The sequence below is a fragment of the Peredibacter starrii genome (assembly GCF_034259205.1).
Lineage (GTDB): Bacteria > Bdellovibrionota > Bacteriovoracia > Bacteriovoracales > Bacteriovoracaceae > Peredibacter > Peredibacter starrii.
Window position 1 is genome coordinate 3,281,287 of record NZ_CP139487.1, and the last position, 20,430, is coordinate 3,301,716.

Annotated in this window: 21 protein-coding genes; 8 read left to right on the forward strand and 13 right to left on the reverse strand. The window is 42.0% G+C overall.

Annotated elements, in window-relative coordinates; all coding sequences use genetic code 11:
• Positions 1-22: 22 nt before the first annotated feature.
• Positions 23-1,303, reverse strand: a complete 1,281-nt coding sequence (locus tag SOO65_RS16355; protein ID WP_321392745.1) for a FecR family protein — start codon at positions 1,301-1,303, stop codon at positions 23-25.
• A 371-nt stretch (positions 1,304-1,674) separates the two neighbouring features.
• On the opposite strand from SOO65_RS16355, the gene SOO65_RS16360 reads away from it, so the two are divergent.
• The 3 genes from SOO65_RS16360 to SOO65_RS16370 all read left to right on the forward strand — a co-directional run bounded on the left by SOO65_RS16360 (position 1,675) and on the right by SOO65_RS16370 (position 6,078).
• A complete protein-coding gene (locus SOO65_RS16360; RefSeq protein WP_321392748.1) occupies positions 1,675-4,665 on the forward strand; it encodes a hypothetical protein in 2,991 nt (996 codons plus the stop codon).
• A 74-nt stretch (positions 4,666-4,739) separates the two neighbouring features.
• On the forward strand, positions 4,740-5,816 hold the full coding sequence (locus SOO65_RS16365; protein WP_321392751.1) for a hypothetical protein: 1,077 nt from the start codon (positions 4,740-4,742) through the stop codon (positions 5,814-5,816).
• Between the two features lie 7 nt (positions 5,817-5,823).
• Positions 5,824-6,078 carry a hypothetical protein gene (locus SOO65_RS16370; protein ID WP_321392753.1) on the forward strand — a complete coding sequence of 85 codons (255 nt, stop codon included), beginning with the start codon at positions 5,824-5,826 and terminating at the stop codon, positions 6,076-6,078.
• Between the two features lie 30 nt (positions 6,079-6,108).
• Here the strand turns inward: SOO65_RS16370 and SOO65_RS16375 are convergent, their stop codons facing one another.
• The 7 genes from SOO65_RS16375 to SOO65_RS16405 all read right to left on the reverse strand — a co-directional run bounded on the left by SOO65_RS16375 (position 6,109) and on the right by SOO65_RS16405 (position 10,906).
• Complete coding sequence (locus SOO65_RS16375) at positions 6,109-6,471, reverse strand: hypothetical protein (protein ID WP_321392755.1); 363 nt, start codon at positions 6,469-6,471, stop codon at positions 6,109-6,111.
• The gene (locus tag SOO65_RS16380; protein WP_321392757.1) at positions 6,468-6,848 is read right to left on the reverse strand and encodes a hypothetical protein; all 381 of its coding nucleotides are present in this window, start codon (positions 6,846-6,848) and stop codon (positions 6,468-6,470) included. The genes SOO65_RS16375 and SOO65_RS16380 overlap by 4 nt, the downstream gene beginning before the upstream one ends.
• Before the next feature lie 116 nt (positions 6,849-6,964).
• Positions 6,965-8,440 carry a cryptochrome/photolyase family protein gene (locus tag SOO65_RS16385; protein WP_321392761.1) on the reverse strand — a complete coding sequence of 492 codons (1,476 nt, stop codon included), beginning with the start codon at positions 8,438-8,440 and terminating at the stop codon, positions 6,965-6,967.
• 58 nt (positions 8,441-8,498) lie between these two features.
• Complete coding sequence (locus SOO65_RS16390; protein WP_321392763.1) at positions 8,499-8,639, reverse strand: hypothetical protein; 141 nt, start codon at positions 8,637-8,639, stop codon at positions 8,499-8,501.
• 9 nt (positions 8,640-8,648) lie between these two features.
• Positions 8,649-9,542 (reverse strand): SDR family NAD(P)-dependent oxidoreductase, encoded by an 894-nt coding sequence (locus tag SOO65_RS16395; RefSeq protein ID WP_321392767.1) that lies wholly within the window; start codon positions 9,540-9,542, stop codon positions 8,649-8,651.
• Between the two features lie 10 nt (positions 9,543-9,552).
• Positions 9,553-10,164, reverse strand: coding sequence for a glutathione binding-like protein (locus SOO65_RS16400; RefSeq protein ID WP_321392769.1), 612 nt, complete (start codon positions 10,162-10,164; stop codon positions 9,553-9,555).
• 109 nt (positions 10,165-10,273) lie between these two features.
• The gene (locus SOO65_RS16405) at positions 10,274-10,906 is read right to left on the reverse strand and encodes a DedA family protein (protein ID WP_321392773.1); all 633 of its coding nucleotides are present in this window, start codon (positions 10,904-10,906) and stop codon (positions 10,274-10,276) included.
• Here SOO65_RS16405 and SOO65_RS16410 point away from each other — a divergent pair.
• Positions 10,905-11,570: a M23 family metallopeptidase gene (locus SOO65_RS16410; protein ID WP_321392776.1), complete on the forward strand. Its 666-nt coding sequence runs from the start codon at positions 10,905-10,907 to the stop codon at positions 11,568-11,570. The two genes, SOO65_RS16405 and SOO65_RS16410, sit on opposite strands and share 2 nt — an antisense overlap.
• 78 nt (positions 11,571-11,648) lie before the next feature.
• Positions 11,649-12,446, forward strand: coding sequence for a hypothetical protein (locus SOO65_RS16415; protein WP_321392779.1), 798 nt, complete (start codon positions 11,649-11,651; stop codon positions 12,444-12,446).
• Positions 12,447-12,479: 33 nt separating this feature from the next.
• Here the strand turns inward: SOO65_RS16415 and SOO65_RS16420 are convergent, their stop codons facing one another.
• The 3 genes from SOO65_RS16420 to SOO65_RS16430 form a co-directional block, all read right to left on the reverse strand.
• Positions 12,480-12,941 (reverse strand): c-type cytochrome, encoded by a 462-nt coding sequence (locus tag SOO65_RS16420; protein ID WP_321392782.1) that lies wholly within the window; start codon positions 12,939-12,941, stop codon positions 12,480-12,482.
• Positions 12,941-13,642 carry a urate hydroxylase PuuD gene (locus tag SOO65_RS16425; RefSeq protein WP_321392785.1) on the reverse strand — a complete coding sequence of 234 codons (702 nt, stop codon included), beginning with the start codon at positions 13,640-13,642 and terminating at the stop codon, positions 12,941-12,943. Before SOO65_RS16425 ends, SOO65_RS16420 begins: the two co-directional genes overlap by 1 nt.
• Positions 13,643-13,727: 85 nt before the next feature.
• On the reverse strand, positions 13,728-14,501 hold the full coding sequence (locus SOO65_RS16430; protein ID WP_321392793.1) for a protein-glutamine glutaminase family protein: 774 nt from the start codon (positions 14,499-14,501) through the stop codon (positions 13,728-13,730).
• A gap of 381 nt (positions 14,502-14,882) precedes the next feature.
• On the opposite strand from SOO65_RS16430, the gene SOO65_RS16435 reads away from it, so the two are divergent.
• The 3 genes from SOO65_RS16435 to SOO65_RS16445 all read left to right on the forward strand — a co-directional run bounded on the left by SOO65_RS16435 (position 14,883) and on the right by SOO65_RS16445 (position 18,286).
• Positions 14,883-15,125 carry a hypothetical protein gene (locus SOO65_RS16435; RefSeq protein WP_321392796.1) on the forward strand — a complete coding sequence of 81 codons (243 nt, stop codon included), beginning with the start codon at positions 14,883-14,885 and terminating at the stop codon, positions 15,123-15,125.
• 27 nt (positions 15,126-15,152) lie between these two features.
• Positions 15,153-16,532 (forward strand): DUF3373 family protein, encoded by a 1,380-nt coding sequence (locus SOO65_RS16440; RefSeq protein WP_321392799.1) that lies wholly within the window; start codon positions 15,153-15,155, stop codon positions 16,530-16,532.
• A gap of 140 nt (positions 16,533-16,672) precedes the next feature.
• Positions 16,673-18,286 (forward strand): HAMP domain-containing methyl-accepting chemotaxis protein, encoded by a 1,614-nt coding sequence (locus SOO65_RS16445; protein ID WP_321392802.1) that lies wholly within the window; start codon positions 16,673-16,675, stop codon positions 18,284-18,286.
• 27 nt (positions 18,287-18,313) lie between these two features.
• Here the strand turns inward: SOO65_RS16445 and SOO65_RS16450 are convergent, their stop codons facing one another.
• Both SOO65_RS16450 and glsA read right to left on the reverse strand, forming a co-directional pair.
• Complete coding sequence (locus SOO65_RS16450) at positions 18,314-19,390, reverse strand: amidohydrolase family protein (RefSeq protein WP_321392805.1); 1,077 nt, start codon at positions 19,388-19,390, stop codon at positions 18,314-18,316.
• A gap of 1 nt (position 19,391) precedes the next feature.
• Positions 19,392-20,429 (reverse strand): glutaminase A, encoded by a 1,038-nt coding sequence (gene glsA / locus SOO65_RS16455; RefSeq protein WP_321392808.1) that lies wholly within the window; start codon positions 20,427-20,429, stop codon positions 19,392-19,394.
• Position 20,430: the final 1 nt, after the last annotated feature.

Genomic DNA, 20,430 nt, shown 5'->3' on the forward strand with positions numbered 1-20,430 from the left:
ATATATTAAAATCTAGCTTTAATTACGGTTTAATAATAATCGTCGTGTCAGTAAACGGCGACGCTAAACGAGTAGGATCACTGGCCCCACAAATTCCACCTCCTAAACAAGTCCCACCCATAGGCGGAAGTTGATTTGGTGGCAATGGCAGAGGTTGTGGAGGCTGCGGCCCTGGACCTGGCATTGGCGGTAGATCAGGGTTTGGTTTCTGATCTCCATCCTCAGGCGGTGCCGGATCATCTGGAGTCGGAGTATTCTCCGGTTTAGGAGAACCAGGAGGATTTCCCCCAACAGGTGGTTTTGGACCATCCGATGACGGTGCTCTTTCCTGAGTATTAGGCGCAATGTTTCCACCCTCATCTATAACGACTTGATTCGTATAGGTATTAGTGTTTACGTCCAATGTACTTTTCGGACCTGGCTGAATAATTTTTCCAGACTCTGGATCAATCACTGAACCGTTGGCCGGTTTAAAAGCATCCCCTTTAACATACCCTTTTGCTTCAGCAGAAGAAGCTGAACCATGATTTGTATCTGTAGAAGCGATTTTCGAAACCTCAGTTTTCAAAATACCACTCGTGTTACTAACCTGCTGTCCGCTTAGTCCAGCAGGAACAACTGTCGCAGTCACACTTTGTTTCACAGGTGATGAAGCAGCATCAAACTCTTTGTTCTTCTCTAATTTTTCATGTTGTTGAATGTTTAATAGTGCCGGAACAGTTGGAAGGGCCCTCGTTGCATCCATGACTGAGAACTCCCCTGGGAACATGCGTACACCACGATCCACAATCTCTTCCAGACGAGTTGTATTCATCTCACGACGGTTTTCTAATTTGTTAAATACAATCTCCCCTTCAAACAGTACTGTCGATGTATTCACGCCGTTCGTAGAAATCATGAAATCCGTACCACGCACACCCATTACAGCGTTCTGAGTTTTAATGAAGAGCTTAGATTTATCCTTATTAATCTGAAGATAGTCTTTCGTCACTTGCGAACGAATCTTACCTTTCACAAGATCAATTACACCTGAGTCTTTCCCAGAGAACGATTCGATTTTCATTTCAGAGTTTGGACCTACGTTCATCGAAGACTTATCAACGAAAATAAGTTTCACAAAACTTTTATCGGCCGTTTTAACAACTGCACCGTCTTCCACCCAGTCATCTACTTTTAATGGAGTTGTCTTACCTAGAGTAAGCACACTCGCCTCACCCCGCATGAGTTTAACGACTGCAACTTTCGAAGCTGCCAATGCACTCGCACACATAAGAGATAGAGCGATTAAAATCATGACTTTCATAGATGGCTTCCCGGTTTCCCCAAATCTCTCTGGGTTAAGTTCCTCTTAATTATACCTTTCACTGGACTGGCCTCAATCAAGGCAAAATCTCTCCAATTATCTTGAAGTTAGACCTCCCCTTGACCTTGAAACTGAAGAGGAATTCGAAAATTCCTTTTTACAAAAAACCTCATTATTTCAATAAGATGGACAAGCAAGTGCCAAAAGTAGTTGTCTTATTTAGTCTGAGCATTTCTAACGGGCCATGGAAAAGCACGGTAATTGCTTGAAAACCCGAGCGAACCTGTTTGCTCGTCAAATTTTCCTTAACACAATAGATAATTAATCAAGACCGTTCTTCCGATAGGAAATTAGAGACCTTAAGGAATGTTATGAAAATTCAATCGATGATTAAATTTCTACCTCTGCTTACAATCCCTCTTCTTCAGAGTTGTGGAGGACCAGCAACATCAACTGCGCAACTTTCAGTAAGTTCATCTTTTGTGGCAACTGCTGGTTCGCTAGGACTAGGTGGATACATCGTTGTTGGTGAAAACGAAACAACATCGAAGAAGTTTGTCATCTCTCTTTCTGGTTCAACCCAAACCAAGGTTCAATTAGAAAAAGGACGTTGGAAATTTGCGGCGGTTGGTTGGGACGGTAACAATCCATTTGAAGGCAACACAGTTTGTGGTTCAGTGCCAACAACTGATTTAAGTGCTGATACATCGACGGTTGAAATTCAAGTCACAAGTGCTGCTTGTACGAGTGCTGCACTTTTAACTGAGTTGAATGTGAAATCAATTGCCCCACTCGCTTGTGATATTTTCTATAACTATAACCAAGCAACGAATACATTCTCTCCGTTAACGACTGCCTTTTCGGATTCATTTTGCAACTCTCTTCCAAATGATTACCGCAGCGACTTCTCTCTCTATAGAGTTCAATCATTGAATATAAATAATCTTGGTCAGGAGTCAGCAGGCTTCATTTCAGAATGTAAATCTCTGACAACTGCGACTTCACTAAACCTTCCGTCTAACAAAGTTCCACTCCTTGTAAAGTATTATAAAAACTCTTCTGACTGTACTAACAATCGTAGGGCCCAGACCTATCTATTTAAAGGTGGTCTAACTGCCGGAAATCCTAACTTTGATCACATGATCAACTACAGTGGCACAAGACTTCTTCTTTCTTCTGCTAGAACGAAGAAAGGAAGAAGCCCATTCATGACAGAAATTCCTCGCATTAACTGTGGGATGAGTGGAACTTATTCGGATTGTTTTACCGAGCCAGTTGTTGACGGTCACATCAACGTTCCATTTCATGGTTCAAATTACGGAGATCAGATTGTATTAAAAGGTGTAGATCCTTCCATTACAAGCTGTACCCCTGCCATTATGAACTCAAAATTCTATTTCACTGAGAACTGTTCAGTAGATGAAGGCCGAGTAAGAATTCAACCTCAAAGAAACGAACTCCTTTGTCAGGCCACTCCTTTCTACCAGAGCGGATTTAACATCAAGGACATGTATTTTCGTAACAACAAACTCTACATTTTAAGAAGAGATACTGGTGTCTATAAAGACTTTGTTGCTGTTTATAACCTGAAAGGTAAGAAGCTGGCAGAGTATGATTTAGGCTCCACAGATCATTCTAAATTTGCAGTAAGTGCTGATGGTTCAAAGATGGTTGGTTATAGCACTTCCCAACTTCATACTTATACCGTTATAGGAAATACAGTTACTCCGGTTTCTCATGGTTTATCAGGCGTAACGGATATCGAAATTCATCCTGACGGAACCTATATCTATGTGGCCTACGGGGCCCTCCTGAAATCTTATACATTCGCCGCCAGTTTTGTGAATCAACAAAATCTTACGAACGCAATCTCACAACTTAATATTGGCGGTGGTTATATCTACGCAGTTGAAAGCGGAAACAATGCTGTCCACTGGACTGCTCTAACGAACAACGGAATGTTGGGTAGTGATTTTGTACCCTCACAAGGGGCAATGCCTTCTGACGTTACGGCCATGACAGTAACAGATGCTTCAAAAATTTATTACCACGATGGAAATAACGTTCGGGTTTCAACTTCTCTACCTTCATTTGGTGCTTCAGTTGATGTTAGTATGTGGTCAACTTCGCCTGTAGGCATGGTAGTTTTTGAAAACAAACTGTACCTGGCCAATAACAATGGTCTTTACGTTTTAGATCCGGCGACTGGTAACCCGTTATCGAGCAATACAGGAAACTGTGCTGAATCACTAACCTTCACTCTTGGAACAGCATCTAAAACTCTTTCTGTTGTTGCCCATCAGAACCAACCGCTAAATCCTCTTTATAACGAGGCCTATAGCCTTATTGGTAGAACGTTTTTTACGGACACTAACTATAACTTTTATTACTTCCAATCTCTCGCTCACAATGATGAAGGTGTACGTACAGGTGGAAAGCTTGAGCGAATCCAGGAAATGCTAAGTCCAGAAGCTCTGGGAGGTTTCCTTTCTGAATATGCGACTTGTAATGATGTTAAGGCCGCAGCTCCATTCACTAGAGATCTAACTTATTTTGATGAGTCAGTGGGCAAGGTCATGCCTTTTAGTATCTCTGTAACGACTGGATCAGAATATCTTTCTCCCTATATTTGTGATGATATTGACTCACAAGGCTCTAGTTGTACTGCAACTTCCGCTTTCGCATATGACTTAGTTTTAAACTTCTCGCACACCGGAATTGATCGTCGTGAAAAGATGAGAATCAAACTTAAGTGTGGTGCTAAAAAAGGTTCATTCGAATCAGCTGATGTAGAATTCTCACCATCTGAAATTCGTAAAGAATTACTATTGTGGAACACCAACTCTGATCGTTACGCTCGTTTTGAAAGTTATTCACTAGATCAGGACACTCGTAAACGTGCAGAAGTGGTTAAGGTTGAAAAATCAGACTATGACCTACTACATGCCAGAAGTGTTCAGGTTGAATTAAATGGTTCAAATAAATCTGGCTCGGTTTCTGAGTTTGAGATCACAACGAACGATCTACTCCAAACTCGCATCTATGCCTCAGATACACTCGCTAATTTCACTGCCGGGAATGTCACAAATTTCCCGAACCTCAACTACTCGCTAAACGATTTAAAAGGTAACTTAAGCCTTTCAGACCTTCCTGCTTTCGCGGAGGCCAAGGCCTTCACTTCGCGCGGGAACACTTCTGTGAACGGTTCTACAAGTGTGGGTGGCTATTTTTCAAGTATATCGAATACTTCAATGTCAAAAGGCTTTTTCCAATCTATTTCAGACCTAAACATTGAGAGCAGCTCGCATTATATGTTCTTAGCTCCCGGAAACACTGGAGCTGTGTTTGAGCTCACCCCGTAAAATTTAGAAAATTATCCTTTAAAAACGCTATGTGCCTCCGCTAAAACCCCCTGTACTTCAGGGGGTTATTTTTTATGAAATTCATTTCAATTCTTTCTATTGGAATTCTGTTTAGTTTGAGCGGTTTTGCTCAGGAAGAAAAACTCATTAACGAGGCCTGGAAAGGTTTCTCTGATCCCCAGATTTTTGGTTCGGGATTTACTCACAAGCTTAACGATTTACCACTTGAAGGTAACGTTGATCTTGGGAACCGTGCTTGGTCAGGTGACTACTGGTCAGCAAAGAAAGGCAGTATCAATTATCGTTGGAATGCGCCGACAAAAATTGGTTACAAACTTGTTTCACCAAGTAAGGCGGAAGCTCAGAAGATGACTGAAGCAGAGTTAGCGACTCTTGCTCCATCTGAAAAACTAGATCTTCTTATGAGCCGGTACGACTACCCTCTTGTTCGTGAAGTTGATGGTGTTGCCACTCCAACTGCTTCAATTTGGGCCGGTATTTGTCACGGCTGGTCTCCTGCCACTCTTTATCACAACGAACCAGCACCAAAGCTTTTAACCAATGCTGAAGGGGTTAAAGTTCCATTCGGCTCAGGGGACATCAAGGCCCTTATTAGTTACTACTATGCTTTCCATCACGACGCGGGTTCTGATCAAATGGGCCTTCGCTGTTTCTTCGGTCCTTGGACCGGAGGTGCGGCCGCTCGCGGTTGTCAGGAAGATCTGAATGCTGGTGCTTTCCATATTGTTCTCGCGAACAAAGTTGGCCTTCAAAAAGAAGGGTTTGTGATGGATATGGACCGCTATCGTGAGGTTTGGAACCACCCGATTATTGGTTATAAATCCACAGTGGTTGCCAATAACTTGCAACCTTCAAGAGATGCTGCTACAACAGCCGTCAAAGAGATTCGCGTTAAAACGGTGATTACACATGCCGATGGCTCTGCTCCAACTTGGGGAACAGTGATTGGTACTGATAATCAAAAAACTGGAACTCAGGAATACACTTACCGCCTTGAACTAAATAACGAAGGCAAGATCGTAGGTGGAACTTGGGAATCAGCTAAACGTCCTGATTTCATCTGGAACGTACCTCGTGCAACGGAATTCTCAGGACTATTTACGGCACTTCCAGTGCTTTTAAACGACTAAGGATTTTATGACGTCAGTTCCTCCACAACCAGAAAACTCGTTTCGTATCGCTCTCGAGCTAGAGTATCCGGAATCAAGAATGGATAACGTTCTTCTGAATGCTCTTCGTGAACAAAACGAAAATGAGAAGCTAAAGAATATTTCTCGTGGCGCTTTGAAGGATCTTTTTAATTCAAAAAGAATCATGATCAAAGGCCAGCGTGCGAAATCAAACTCTTCTCTGGCGAAGGGTATTACTTACGTCGATATTTTAGGATTTTAATAAATGGTAAGAAGGACCTTCGGGTCCTTCTTAACTGATTGAACAATTCACTTCTAATTTATAATCATCAAACCAAACAGTTTTCTCAGAGTTTCCACGCAGCTCATACTTCTCGCTGATCGCTTTAGAATTACGAAACACCTCAATTACCGCCTGCTCTTCACCGGTCCATCCGGCCATAAATGATTTAAGACTGACTTTATCTTCCAGAGATTCTTCCATAATGACGCCTTCATTCTTTTGGCGCATTTCCGAAGTTTTTGCCTTGATGATTTTCTCACCTACAACAAGACCAGATTCTTCAGCGTAAGAAAGATTTAAACGACACTCGTAACTTGCCTTTGCCTTGAAACAGATGAAGAAAGTTGCGAAGATAGCGAGAGCAAAATTCATGAACAAAACCCTAACTTCTTAAGGCCCTTAACGAAATCCTGAGCTTCAACTTTACCGCTTAGGCTCCAGGTCTTCCAACGGTCAGTGCCTCTCACCATTGTAATGAAATTTTGATTTTTGATTTTTTCAAATTTTAAGACACACTTTTGAGCAAAGATTCTTTCTTCACATACACCCATGTCCTGAAGATTCAACATCTCTTCGTCAATGGCGGTAAGAGTGGCCTCTCTCAGAGGAATTTTGGAATGAATGACATTTTTTGAGTAGAACTCGATCACTTTAACTCCGACCGAGGTTCCAGGTCTCACATCACACTTACTTTCCGCGAAGGTGTGTACAGAGATCATCATTAATACTACGAAGAGAGGGAACTTCATAAAAATGCCTTTTCAAATTTGTCTGTTCAAGGCCATTGTATGAAATTCTGGATTTTACACTAGGCTTAACCCGCTATGCTTGTAAATCTTGGTTGGGGTGTCCAAAAAATAGACACTTAATGCGACTCTAAGGTGTTGTTTTTAATGAATTCATTCGCAAGCTTTAATAGGGTCTTCTTGCGTGTAGGTTCCATTTTGTGAAGGGAATTTACCATCATATTGAGTCTTGGGTTCTTCGAAAAATAGCTTTCATGCTTATCTATAAAGCGCCAAAAGAGTCCGTCCCAAACGTCGCACCAGTCCCCTTTTTTGTAATCCGACATCTTCAAGATATAGTTACTTCCAGAGATATAAGGTTTAGTCGCAAAGATTCCACCATCTGAGAATTGTCCCATTCCATATACATTGGGACCCATCACCCAATCAGCACTATCAACAAACATTTCCATGAACCATTTATGGACTTCATGCGGATGGAGTTCAGTTAGCAGCATGACGTTTGATAAAATCATGAGCCTCTCAATATGATGACAGTAGCCCAATTCATTGGCCTTCTTAATTGCGTCGTCTACTGGAGGAAGTCCTGTTGTCCCCTTATACCAACTGTCTGTCATTTTCCTTTTGTGCTTGAAGAAGTTTTTAGTTTCTTCTTCCTCGGAATAATTTTGGTAAACGCCTCTGACAAACTCTCGCCACCCCATAATCTGTCTTATAAAACCTTCTACCGAATGAAGTGGGGCCTCAGTTTTAAGGGCCGCTTCAATCACTTCTTGAGGAGTCAGTAGTCCCATATTCAACATGGGAGATAAAACAGAATGATAGAGATAAGGTGAACGATCGGTAATCGAGTCCTGATAGGTCCCAAAATCATTCAGATGATGAGTCATGAATAACTTCAGAGATTGAAGCGCACTTCTTCGGTTTGTCGGAAGCCAAAAGTTTTCGAGGTCACCCGGGTGATCAGGAAATTTGTCCTCAACAATCTTTCGGACTTCAGAAAAGTGTTCACTTTTTTTATGCAAAGGCAGATCTTTATTGGTCAGTTCTTTAGGGACTTTTTTACGATTCTCAACATCGTAACTCCACTTACCTCCCTTCGGTTTCTTGTTCTTCTCTATAAGAACTTCAAGTCTTCTCCTTTCCTTCTCATAAAAGCTCTTCATAAAAGGCCTAGGATGATAGAAAAGATAATTCTTAAATTCCTGACGGGAACAAAGGAACATAGGTGTTTCTAAAACCTCGAAAGGAAGTTCTAACTTTTCAAATAACCCAAAGAGAGACTTCTCAAAAAACTTGTCCTGGACTTCTCCAATCGTGATCTTTTCAATCTTTTCTTGTTTTAAAAATTTCTCTAATCGCTTTTCATAAGAAGTATTTGAAAGACTTTCGTAATGGACCCTATGCCCTTTGGTCTTCAATTCTTCAGCATATTCCCTCATGGCCGTCAAAAAGAAGGCAAGCTTGTGCTTATGATACTTGTAGTGAGTGCAAAGGCCCACATCCTCGGCCATAAAGACATGCTTCTTGAGGTGAGGTTCATAGAACTTCGTCGGAAACAGTTGATCACCAAGTATAATTAAGGCCTCATTCATAATGAAATTATGTGTCTTACGCATCTTTGGTGTCATTAAACAATTCTTAGGCAATTCTCTATTGTTTATCTCTCACTGCTTCACTCACGCCAGTGTTGAGACTTTCGTTCCTTTGAACTTTTGTTTTTTGTTCAAAGGGACGATTGCCATGTGGATTCCCACGATGTTTATCAAGTCTTCCTTTCTTTTTACCTTTCATAAAATCCTCCTAAGCGGATTTGTAATTCTTATTTTTCAGACCATCTTGAGTATGCTCAAGATCCTTAAGAATTTTGCCTTCTGGTTCATCTCTCACATCTTTTCCTAAAGCATCTAATCCAATTGGTCCTTTTGATTTGGTAATACCACCATCAACAAACCAAAGAGCACCAGTCACAAAACTTGCTTCATCGGAAGCGAGAAACGCATAGACATTGGCAATTTCTTCTACGGTCCCTCTGCGTCCCATTGGCGTGGCAGCGATGAGGCTTTTTTCCATCTTAAGATTCATCGGACCCGATTGTCGGTGAGTCCAGGCAGTGTCGACTGGTCCCGGACAAACACAATTGGCCCGCACTGAATACTTCGCTTGTTCAACTGCCACTCCTTCAATGAAAGCGTGGACCCAGGCCTTGGTTCCACCGTAGACAGTGTTATAAGGAATACCAATCTCTCCCGCCTCTGATCCGGCGGCGATGATATTTCCTTTTGATTTTTGGAGATGTGGGAGAGCGTACTTAGTCATGAGAAAAACTGTGCGTATATTGTTCAAAATCGTTTCATCGAAGGATTTTGTTTCATACTCCTGGGTCTCACCTGCGAAGAGAAAAACACCAGCATTATTGACTAAGACATCAATCCTTCCAAATTCACTTATTGCAAAATCGATGGCCGCTTTTGCCGTTTGCTCTTGGGATAGATCGCCTTGAAAAGGAACGGCCTTTCCTCCCATGCTATTTATCTTATTGACCACATCAAGCACCGGGTCTGACTTCAGACCACAGGCCACGATCTTGGCCCCTTCATGAAAAAATTTATGAGCAATCGCTTCACCGATACCAGTACCAGCACCCGTGATGATCGCTACTTTATCAAGTAGTCTTCCATTAGATTGAACTGTCATATAGTCCCCTTTAGGCGGCCTTCGCTAATTGTTCGCCATTTTCTGCTTCAGTTACTTTTTTAACGAGTGGTAAATCTTCCATGTTTTGGATGAAACGTTTGATGTTAGGATAAGGGGCGAAATCGATTTTAAGATGTTGGGCAATTCTAAATAACCCAATCGCATACATATCAATGACAGTAATATCCTCACCCATGAAGAACTTTTTATGGGCAAGATGATCGTTCATAAACTTCAAACGAACTTTTAGCTTATCATTCACAATATTTAAGTACTCTCCAAGCTTCTCTCGCGCGAAAAGTGGACCAAAGCCTTTGTGAAATTCTGAACTAAGATAAACTAACCATTCAACACTGCGAGCTCGCTCAATTGTTCCCGGCTCGGGCAACAGATCATAACGAGCATTTGAATCAGAAATATAGGCCAGAATGGCGATCCCTTCAGTCAGGACTTCGCCGTTATCGAGAATTAAGGCCGGTACATAATTTTTAGGATTGTATTTCTCAAGGATCGAATTCTTTTCGTGGAGCTTCACCTGCATGGTCTCATACTTCTTTCCGATTTCTTCCAGAAGAAGATGGACCCCGAATGCACAAGTTCCTTTAGCGTAAATGAGTTTCATAATCACTCCTTTGCTTATAAGGAGATGATTCGCGCTCATCTCTAACTAAGCAAGGGAGCGAAAGAAAATTGATTCTTTCTTTGGGATATAGAAGACCGAACAGGATCTATTAGGCTTTTTTAAGTCGGCTCTTCACCCATGGAATAACCATTGGAAGCGCTGAAACAGCAATCACACCAAAGATCACGATGTGGAAGTTACGCTTCACCACTGGAAGATTTCCAAAGAAGTGACCGGCCAGGATGAAAGTGAAGACCCAAGCGATGGCGCCCAGAACGTTATAAGAGATAAATTTCTTATAGTTCATCGATCCTAGACCTGCTACGAATGGTGCGAAGGTCCTCGCGATCGGAGCGAAACGAGCGGCCACAATTGTGAATGCACCCCATCTCTCATAAAAAGCATTCGTTTGGTTTAGATATTCTTTTTTGAAGAAGCGACTATCTTGTTCAAAAACTTTGGGCCCTAAATACTTACCTATATGGTAGTTAACGGTGTCTCCTAAAATTCCCGCAATAGTTAAACTAATCAGTAATATCCATAGGTCTAGACCGTTTTCTAAAGCAGTAAGAGCACCAAGAGCAAACAAGAGTGAATCACCCGGTAAGAACGGCGTCACAACCAGACCAGTCTCACAAAATATTACAATGAACATTAAGACATAAATCCAGGGTCCAAAGAGAGTCAGCCATGATAAAAGATGTTGATCAAGATGAAGAATAATGTCGAGAAATTGAGTCATGAAAATTTTTTACCGTGTTATTTTAATTTTGCTTCCTATCATATCTGCCTTTGGTCAGGAAGGATACCCTAAACCTGGCGTGACCATTTCAGGCGTCTTTAAAAACTCCTTCTGCTTCCCTGTTGTCGTTTCGGCCAACAAGAAAACCTGGTCCATCGATAGCTCTAAATCTCAAGATATCCAAGATTCAAAATGGGGAGAATGGAACTGGTTACCGGGAAAGGTAAGTCAGGTTTCAGAAAAGACAGTGCTTCATCCCCTAAAAAATAAGCCTCCTTTGAATTTTGGTCCAGGCCAGAATTCGGCCCATCAAGGAAGAAATAAATATGGCTACGACTTCCCGGCCGATGAAGGCACACCGGTACACGCGATTGAAAGCGGAATCGTTTCCAAAGTGGTTCAAAATTATACGAAGGCCCATGATGATCCTAAAAAAGATCTGTCTAATAAAGTAGAAGTGGTCCATGAAGATGGGACCGTTTCTTCTTATGTGCATTTAAAACCGAATTCGGCCAAGGTCGGCCCCTGCGAGAAAGTTAAGGAGGGCCAGATTCTGGCGGAATCAGGCAATACCGGCTATAGCTCGGGGCCTCACCTTCATATAGACGTTTATAGACCAATCGATGGCCTTAATTACACGACGATTCCTTTGAAGTTTAAGTAGCTGTCTAAACTTTAGACAGCGGATGAATTCATTTCAACTTCTGCATTAATTGGCCTCAAGACGAGTACAATCCTCGTCATGTTACAATTCATTATCGCCGCTATTTTATGCTCTCTTGTGATCAGCAACGCCTGGTCTAAATGCCTTGAATCGAACGATAAGAATAACAATTTATGGCGTCCCGATTTTAGTACCTCAGACCTAGGCACCATCAATATTCCGATGAAGCCAAATGGCCAGCAGGCCTGCTATCACCAAAGTTCTGCTTTGACTGTTAAGGCGACTGGGCTTGATCTAACGGGAGCAGAATTTGAGATCTCTCCTCTTCTGGCGGAATTTGAAAATGTACCTGAACCTCAGACCTATCAGTATCTCAATATCGAATACGGCGAAGATGGTGCTGCCACTAAAGTCAATGTTGTGAGCTTTCTTTGTAGTGGTGAGAAACCAATCGGTGCAGACGCTTTTTCAAGTTCTCTTAAAAAGCTCATCGAGATTAATGAAGATGAAAACAGTGAACCGCTATCAATTGCTAATGGCCAGGCAGCAGATAATCTTTCTGTGAATCAGGAAAAGAAACTTAAGGCAAAGGTCTACTTCCACTTTGTGAAACTCTTTGAAACCAGAAATCCCGGCGTATCAATTGAGAACATGATTAACTCAAACATTTTTGTTCCCAATATGATGGCCCATCACCAACTCTACTCAACGTTTTTTAGTCGCACAAACTCGAGCCTTAATGGATGCTCCAATGCCTTCCGTGAAAAGATGGATGATCTCCTGATTGAAAACATAATCGAGAATCAGCCCTTCCAGAGCATCGAGATCAGAAAAAAATTATTCAGCAGTAAATTTAGAATGAAATGGAAGATCTAATAAAAAAAGGGCGCCTTGTGGGCGCCCTTTTGTTTATTTCTTTTTAAGAGACTGGATGTAAGCGTGGATCGCTGGAACATCAGCTTCTAGCTGAGGAAATTTTCTCATCTGCTTCGTCTTTCTCTTAGGAACGAAACCAGCAGGAAGAACCTCAGGGTAACGACCTGTTCTCACTTTCACGATCATCACTTCAAGTGGAGCATCAACCAGTTCAGGACCGATGGCACCTTTAACGTTCGGATCCTTGTTGTGACAAGTAAGACAGTTCGCTGTGTATACTTCCTTACCTTTCGCGATAAGCGTAGCTGGATCAACAGCTGTTTCAGGAGTGTGAGCTTCAGTGGCCGCTGCAGGAGCGTCAGCTTTTGGCTCTTCCACTACTACTGCAGCAGGGTCCGGAAGCTTATCCGGTGGTGGAGCAACAACAGGAGTACTAAATGTTACGAATACGTAGAGGACCGCAAGGATCCCCATCCAAAAAATATTAGAAGCCATTAAACTAGAACCTCAATCAATGCATAAAGAACAACTAGAAGAGCAACACCACAGTGGATTACACCTTTAACTGTAGTCATAGGTCCTAGCTTACCTTTAATAGCGTTAACTTCTAGACCAAGAATGATCAGAGTCACAAGAGCAAGAACCATTCCAGGATTGAAATCTTCAGGGATAGTTAGAGGTAAGTGTCTCGCAGCACCCATGAAAAACAGAAGTGGGATTGAGAACATTGTGTTTGTACGAGAAGCAAGAAGAGCTTTCGGAGCTTTCGCAGCGAAAGAAGCATCAGGTGTTCCACCAGAAAGTGCAGCAGCACCGTTATTGATAAGACCACGCTGAATTGGCCAGATGATAAGCCAAACGTTAAGGAACATGAAAGTTCCCATAAGAGCACCAGTCCAGATGAAGATACCATATGGAGTCTTCATGAAGTCTCCACCAAGATCTTTACCAGCGATAAGAAGCATAATTAGACCAGAAAGGAACGTGAACATTGCGCCCCAACGGAACCACCACATAGCACGTGGAACTAGTTTCGCGAAAACGTTGTTCTTAACAGTAGCATCAACTTCAGGCATGAAAGCGCCTTGAACGAAGTTAAAGTAGTAAAGGTGACCGATCCAAGCAACACCGGCGAAAAAGTGGATCCAACGAAGAACCATCACTAGGCCGTCTTGGGTAAATAAACCAACATCCATAGCAACTCCTGAGTAGATATTAAAAAACGGATGAATAAAATTGTGCTTTCATTCTAGCGAGAAAGTCAGGAGTTTGAAAGGGTATTCATTGCGTCATTTGCCAAGGTGGATGATCTCCGAGCTCCATTTCCGGATCACGTCCAAGTTTTTTGAGAAGATTCCACTCGAGATCGAGAAAATATTTTTGCTGATACTCTGCTGAGAGTTCCATTCCATCTGTTTCACGAGAGCAATCTGAAGTTGGCGATGTGGCCCCTGAATTACAAATAGAGATTTTTATTTTTTGAGGATCTCCCATTCTTTCCAACCACTCTTCAAGTGTCAGAGGATTGGCGGGTTCAATGGCAGGATCCATGACATATTTTTGTCCCTGCACTTCTACAATTGAGGCCACATGAAACCACCAAGTGACGACTCCCCTAATGTGATTGGGAGTTTTTACTCTGAGATTTCCGAATGCAAAGACCTTGTCAGGAACGGGAATAAATAAACGATAGAAGTTTCGGCTGAAAAGTGCGGCCCTCACATAACAACCATCTGTTGGATAGAGCCATGAAATGCGTCTCAGGAAATCCGGATCACGAGATGTTTTGAGAAACCGTAAATCGCGTGCACTCTCAAATCGAGATTGCATTACGTTCAGATCTCTCCATTCAGTAGCACTTAAAAGACTTTGAATTCGGTAAGCACGAGCTGATCCCAGAGGAGAAGTTTTTAAATTCTTTTCTTTTGCAAGAGTACGAAGCACTCTCTTTTCATAGATCGTATAATCTTGATTTGGATCTCGATAAGCGGAGATTTCACTCTCAGCAAAAACCATAGAAGAGCTTATTAGCATAAAACACAATAGCTTTTTCATGACCGTTCTCCTGCTTATTTACTTTGATCGGGAGAGGCCTAATAGCCAAGAAACGGCAGGCAGAGACGGAGTTTTTATCTTCGAATAACACTAAAAACTCTCAAGGTTGGCTTGAGTTTGTGCTGACCATAACACAATGCGGAATATATTTTTTTTGCAATCCCTTAACTTTCCTTAAGAGTTTTTCCTATAGGTAGAAACACTAATCATCAGAATTCATGAGTATTTTTACCTATCAGACTTTTTTAATCAGGCTGATTTCCGCGTCGCGCTGCGCCTCAAAATTCCTCTTGTGGTAAATCCGAAATACTAAATAATCAATACATAGAGAATTTTTTAATTTGTTTTTAACACTTTTAACACTTTTCAAGGGAGAAAAGAATGAAAGCTACTCTGCTTTTCATCGCAATGGCACTTGTATCGACAAGTGTATTCGCTGATGCAAAAGAAGACTTCATCGCAGCAGTCGTAAAGAGCTGTGGAAAATCAAAAGAAGATGCAGAAAAGATGGCCACTCCTGGTCGCTCTGGAAACATCATCAAGTGGCAAACATGTAGTTCATCATCAGTGGATATTGATGGTTGTTCTGTTCAATGCGCATCTAGTTCTAAAATCGGTAACTAATCATTTAAAGAATAAGGAAATTCTTACATGAAAAAATTTATTTCGAGCTTAGCGGTACTTGCTCTCACAGCACCTGCATTCGCTCAAGACACTAAAGCTTTAGAGTCTCGTATTGAAGCACTTGAACTTTCTCGTGATCTTAACTGGGTTAAACTTGGTGGATCTCTTGAAACTCGTTATGACTACATTGATTACGAGAGAAACAAAGGTTATTCACTTAACGGTGCGGCAGTTAACAAAGGTGGAAGAAATGATTCTTACTACCGTATGTGGGCCAACGTTAATATGGAAGCTAAGCCATCTGATCGCTTAACTTTCTTCGGCCGTCTTTCTATGGCGAAATATTTCTCAGTTCTAGGCTCTAACGGCCAACCGACAACAGATTTCGCAGATCTTGGCGATGGTCAAAACATGAACCGTTCTTTCCTATTCATGGAAAGAGCATTTGTTAACTACTCTATCGATAAGAACTGGACATTCACAATGGGTCGCTTGCCAACGATCGATGGTCCAAACAAACATATCGCCCTTAACCAGCAAATCATGGGTAACTACCCGACTCTTGCTTATTCAGCTATCCTAGATGGTTTCGCTCTTACTTATGCTACTCAACCAACAACTGACAGCGTTCTAAGAACAAAACTTATCTATACTCCGCTACAAAACGTAAACTACGCTGGTACAGGTTCTTCAAATCTAAAAGATGGTAATGGTGATTCAATCAGAACATCTTCTGATTTCGTATCTCTACTTGTTGAGTATGAAAAATACAATGCTTCATGGTTCAAAAAGAACATGACAATTTTCCAAGCTCTTCGTGGCGAACAAACCCCATTCTATCAACCTCCATTCGATGATGGTAATCCAGTAACTGAAACGACTGGTTCTGACCTTTATGTTTCAGTTAACCGCTTCGTACTATATACTGACTTCGAAAAAATCGCTGGTACCAACTTCGATCTAGCAGCTCAAGTGATGTACTCAATAGTTAATTCTCGCGGTAGCCTAGTAAACAACCCTAATAGCCCATCAACTACTATTGGTTGGGGTACTGACAAGCGCTCTGATGATCAAACTGGTTACGCTTCAGTTATTACTGCTCGCTACCAACTTGACCTACCATCTCTTAACCGTCCAAAAATCGGTGCTGAGTGGTTCCACTCTTCGGAAGATGCATACGTATACGATGCTGCTAACGTGAACCCTATCAATATGTACGGTTCTCAAGACGCTGACGTTTACCACGTGTTCTACAACCACACATTCGATGGTGGTCTAGCTCTTAACACTGGTTATATGTACCGTAAGCAGAACTCTGTTCGTGGCTTTTCAAACGTTCTTGGTAAAAACCAAGATGCTGATAACAAAGATCAGAACGTTTACGTTTCTCTACTTGCTACGTTTTAATCCGACTGAATCAATCAGGGACCGCTTCGGCGGTCCCTTTTTTTGCCAACTTAAGAAGATTTCCTTTTAAAAGTTAAAGACCCCTTAAGAATTCTTTTCAGCATACGAAAAGATATTAGTAACTCTAACTGGGGCACTCCATGTTTAAACATTTTAGTCTAAAGTTCAAAATGCTATCGGCCTTCATGCTGGTTGCGATGTTCGTTCTCATCGTGGCCGGTAGTGGATACTTCTCAATGAAAAAGGTGCATAAAGAATACGACTTTATCGCCAAAACAGTGGTTGATAACCTCAAGATCATTAACGACATGGGCTCTAAAACTCATGAGGCCAATCGTCACCTTCTTCTCGCTTATATGGCAGTATCAAAAGATCAGCTTGATCCACAGATCGCAGGTTGGAAGAAAGAAGTAAAAGCTTTAGAAGATCTGGACGTTGCTTACCGAGCGGTTCCTTTTCAACCAGGTGAAAAAGAACTTCACGACGAGTTCTATGCAGCTTGGACTGCGTATCATAAAAGTGGTGAAAAATTTCTAAGTTACTTTGGAACCTTTACTGAAGAGTCTTGGGTAAATGCAGTGATTTATTCAGAGAAAGAGCTTAACCCTGCTCGCTCTCGTATGAATGAGGCCTTCAGAAAGCTCTTTGAATATCACGGAGCCAATGCAGCTGAAAAAAATGCGACCGCTGAAGATGCTTATGCTCTGGCCAGCTGGTTAAGCATGGGCTTCTCCGTGGCCGGTATCGTAGTGGCATTCGTAGTGGGTTGGTTCTTCTCTAATTCAATTAGCAATCGCCTGAATGAATTCTCAAACGAAATTAAAGGTTCGTCTGAGAAAACAAATACTGCTTCTCACGAGCTAACTTCTGCATCATCAACTCTATCAGAAGGTGCAACAGAATCTGCGGCATCGCTGGAAGAAACAGTATCATCTCTTGAAGAGCTGTCTTCGATGGTAAAACTAAACTCAGATCACGCAAAAGAGGCCAACTCGCTTTCTCAAAAATCTCTTGTCTCTGCAGAGAGCGGCGAAAAAGAAATTACAAGTCTAATTTCCGCCATGTCAGATATGTCGAAGTCATCTAAGAAAATTGAAGAAATCATTAACGTTATTGACGACATTGCCTTCCAGACAAACCTCCTTGCTCTTAACGCCGCAGTAGAAGCTGCACGTGCCGGTGAACAAGGTAAAGGCTTTGCTGTCGTAGCAGATGCGGTTAGAAACCTCGCCTCTCGTTCAGCAGCTGCCGCAAAAGACATCAATAGTCTTATTGCAGAGAACGTAGAGAAAACCGAAGAAGGTGCTAAGATCGCGGATAAATCCGGTGTTGCACTAAAAGAGATCCTGACGTCAGTTAAAAAAGTGGCGGACCTAAACTCAGAAATCTCGGCCGCTTCGCAGGAACAGGCAAACGGTATTGAACAAATTTCACGAGCCATGAATCACCTTGATACCGCCATCCAATCAAACGCCTCTTCTTCTCAGGAAGTAGCAACTTCAGCAGAGGAAATGATGGCGCAAGCAGAGACCCTTTCTGCACTAGTGACTGATCTAAGAAAGTTTGTGAGTGGCTCAAAGGCGACACCAAAAACTTCGCAAAAGGCCCCTCCATCTTCTGGAGGCAGTCATAAGAAAAAAGACTTCAAGGTCGTGAAGTCACATGCGGAACCGAAGGATCCACCTTCGAAATCAGCGGCGATCCTACCATTTGATGATGAAGAGTTTAAAGTCGGCAAGGCCGAAGGATTCTAATAAAGAAAGGGGCCTTAGGGCCCCTTATTATTTACTACTCGCTGGAAGTCTCGGACTCGTATCAACAAAGCCCTGTTTCTTTTCCCAGGCCCTCACCTTCACTCTGGCCTCATCAAAAAGCTTCTCGTAATTAAGTCTTCTGACTTTTTCACTCGTTTCTTTGGAAAGAAGATTCCAAAGCGGACCGTATTGCCAATAAACTTTCTCGTGGCTCGCTTTATCTGACGGTGCGACCTCATCAGTCCCAAAAAGAAATCTATCCGGATATTTTTCAAGAAATGCCGCCATCTTTTTTACACTGTCAGGAGTTTTCACAACATACTTAGCGACCTCGTCCCAGGAAATATCAAAGTAAACATGCTTTAGTTTTTTATCATCGAGTATTTCCTGAATACCTTTGAGCTGACTCTCAATCGGTTCAATGATCCGTCCCAGACCGGCATGGGCCCAGATAATTTTCGTTTTAGGATGTTTTCCCAGAAGTTCCTTCATTTGTTTGAAGAAAGCAGGATCGGTTCCGTCTTTTGGGAAAGGAGTATTAAAATCACTATGCATAATTGCCAGAAGTCCAACTTCACCAGCAAAATCCAAAATTCGGTCCAGCGCTGGGTCAGTTAAACTGGCAACATCCCCTGCCACTTTTGAGGACACAAATTCTTTATGAATAGTGAACTCTCCAATTCCTGTGAACACACCGGGAAAGGTTTGCAAGGTTCTTTTGATATGATCGACTCCATACATGTCTGTGGGATTAAACCCTGTGATCATTGGATCTAATCTTTCCTGTGACTCCTTAGGCAATGATCTATAAGCCATCGCAATGAAAGCATCAGTGAAAGAGTAATAGTAAAGTCTCGCGTCCGTATCAAGATAATACTTTGGTGCATGGTCTTTTCCAGAAATCCGATAAGACCACTGCTGCTGAAGAGGAATGCCAAATACAGTAGATCTACCGACCGTATCTCCCATGATCTCAATATATTTCTGGATCGGAGTTCCTTCCTGAATATAGTTGGTCAGGTGGAAGTGACTATCATTGAAACGATATTCTGCCCGGGCGTTTAAGCACCCGAGCAGAAAAAGGGGAAACAATATCTTCTTCATATTATCTCTCATCTTTACCAATCACATATTCACCCTGAGGCTTAATATCATATGGATTGGCATTAAGTTTTTCTGTGATAAATTCGATGGCACGCTGAGCACGCACACTATTTCCGGCCTCATCAAGACGAGGAGAGAAAGCGGCGATACCAAATTTCCCGGGAACTACTGCAATCACACCACCACCTACACCACTTTTGGCAGGTAGACCGGTTTTGAATAACCATTGACCTGTTGTATCGTACAATCCTGCCGTCGACATTACTGCAAGCACACTCTTAACGTGTTTTTGATCAATCACTTTTGTCTTTGTCACTGGATTGAAACCACCGTTAGCAAGTGTTGCTGCCATTGTGGCAAGGTCTTTGGCATTCACATTGATTGAACATTGTTTTGTGTAAATATCGGTCGCCTGCTCCGGATTGGTTTTGATGATCTCATAGGCCTCCATCAATTTACCAATCGCCTGGTTTCTTTGGTTCGTCGCCGCTTCTGATTTATAAACTTCTTCATTCAATTCAAGAGGACGACCGGCAAAAGCGCTGTGAATGCTTACAATTTTGTTCCAGATCTCATCAGCATTTTTACCTTTCACCATCGAAGTTGTTGCAATGGCCCCCGGGTTAACGAAAGGATTCATCTCCTTGCCTTTATTTTTCTCAACAGCAACAATCGAATTAAAAACATCACCAGTGGCATCAACACCAACAGTATCGGTGATTTGTTTTTCTCCCGACTCTTGAAGCACTTGAGATAAAGTAAACACTTTAGAGATGGATTCAATTGCAAATAACTTTTCAATGTCACCTTCTGTGTAGACTTTTCCGTCCACCGTTACTAAGGCAATACCAAAAAGCTCAGAAGGAACTTTGGCAAGAGCAGGAATATAATCTGCATTCTTCCCTTCCTTTAGTCCCTTGAATTTTTTATGGGCCTCAGTCAGAGTTCCTTTAATATCACCCACACCGGCACTTGGTGTAGTACGGGCGAAAACATTTACTGATGAAAGTAAAATTAAAGCAAAAGCCAGATTTTTCATA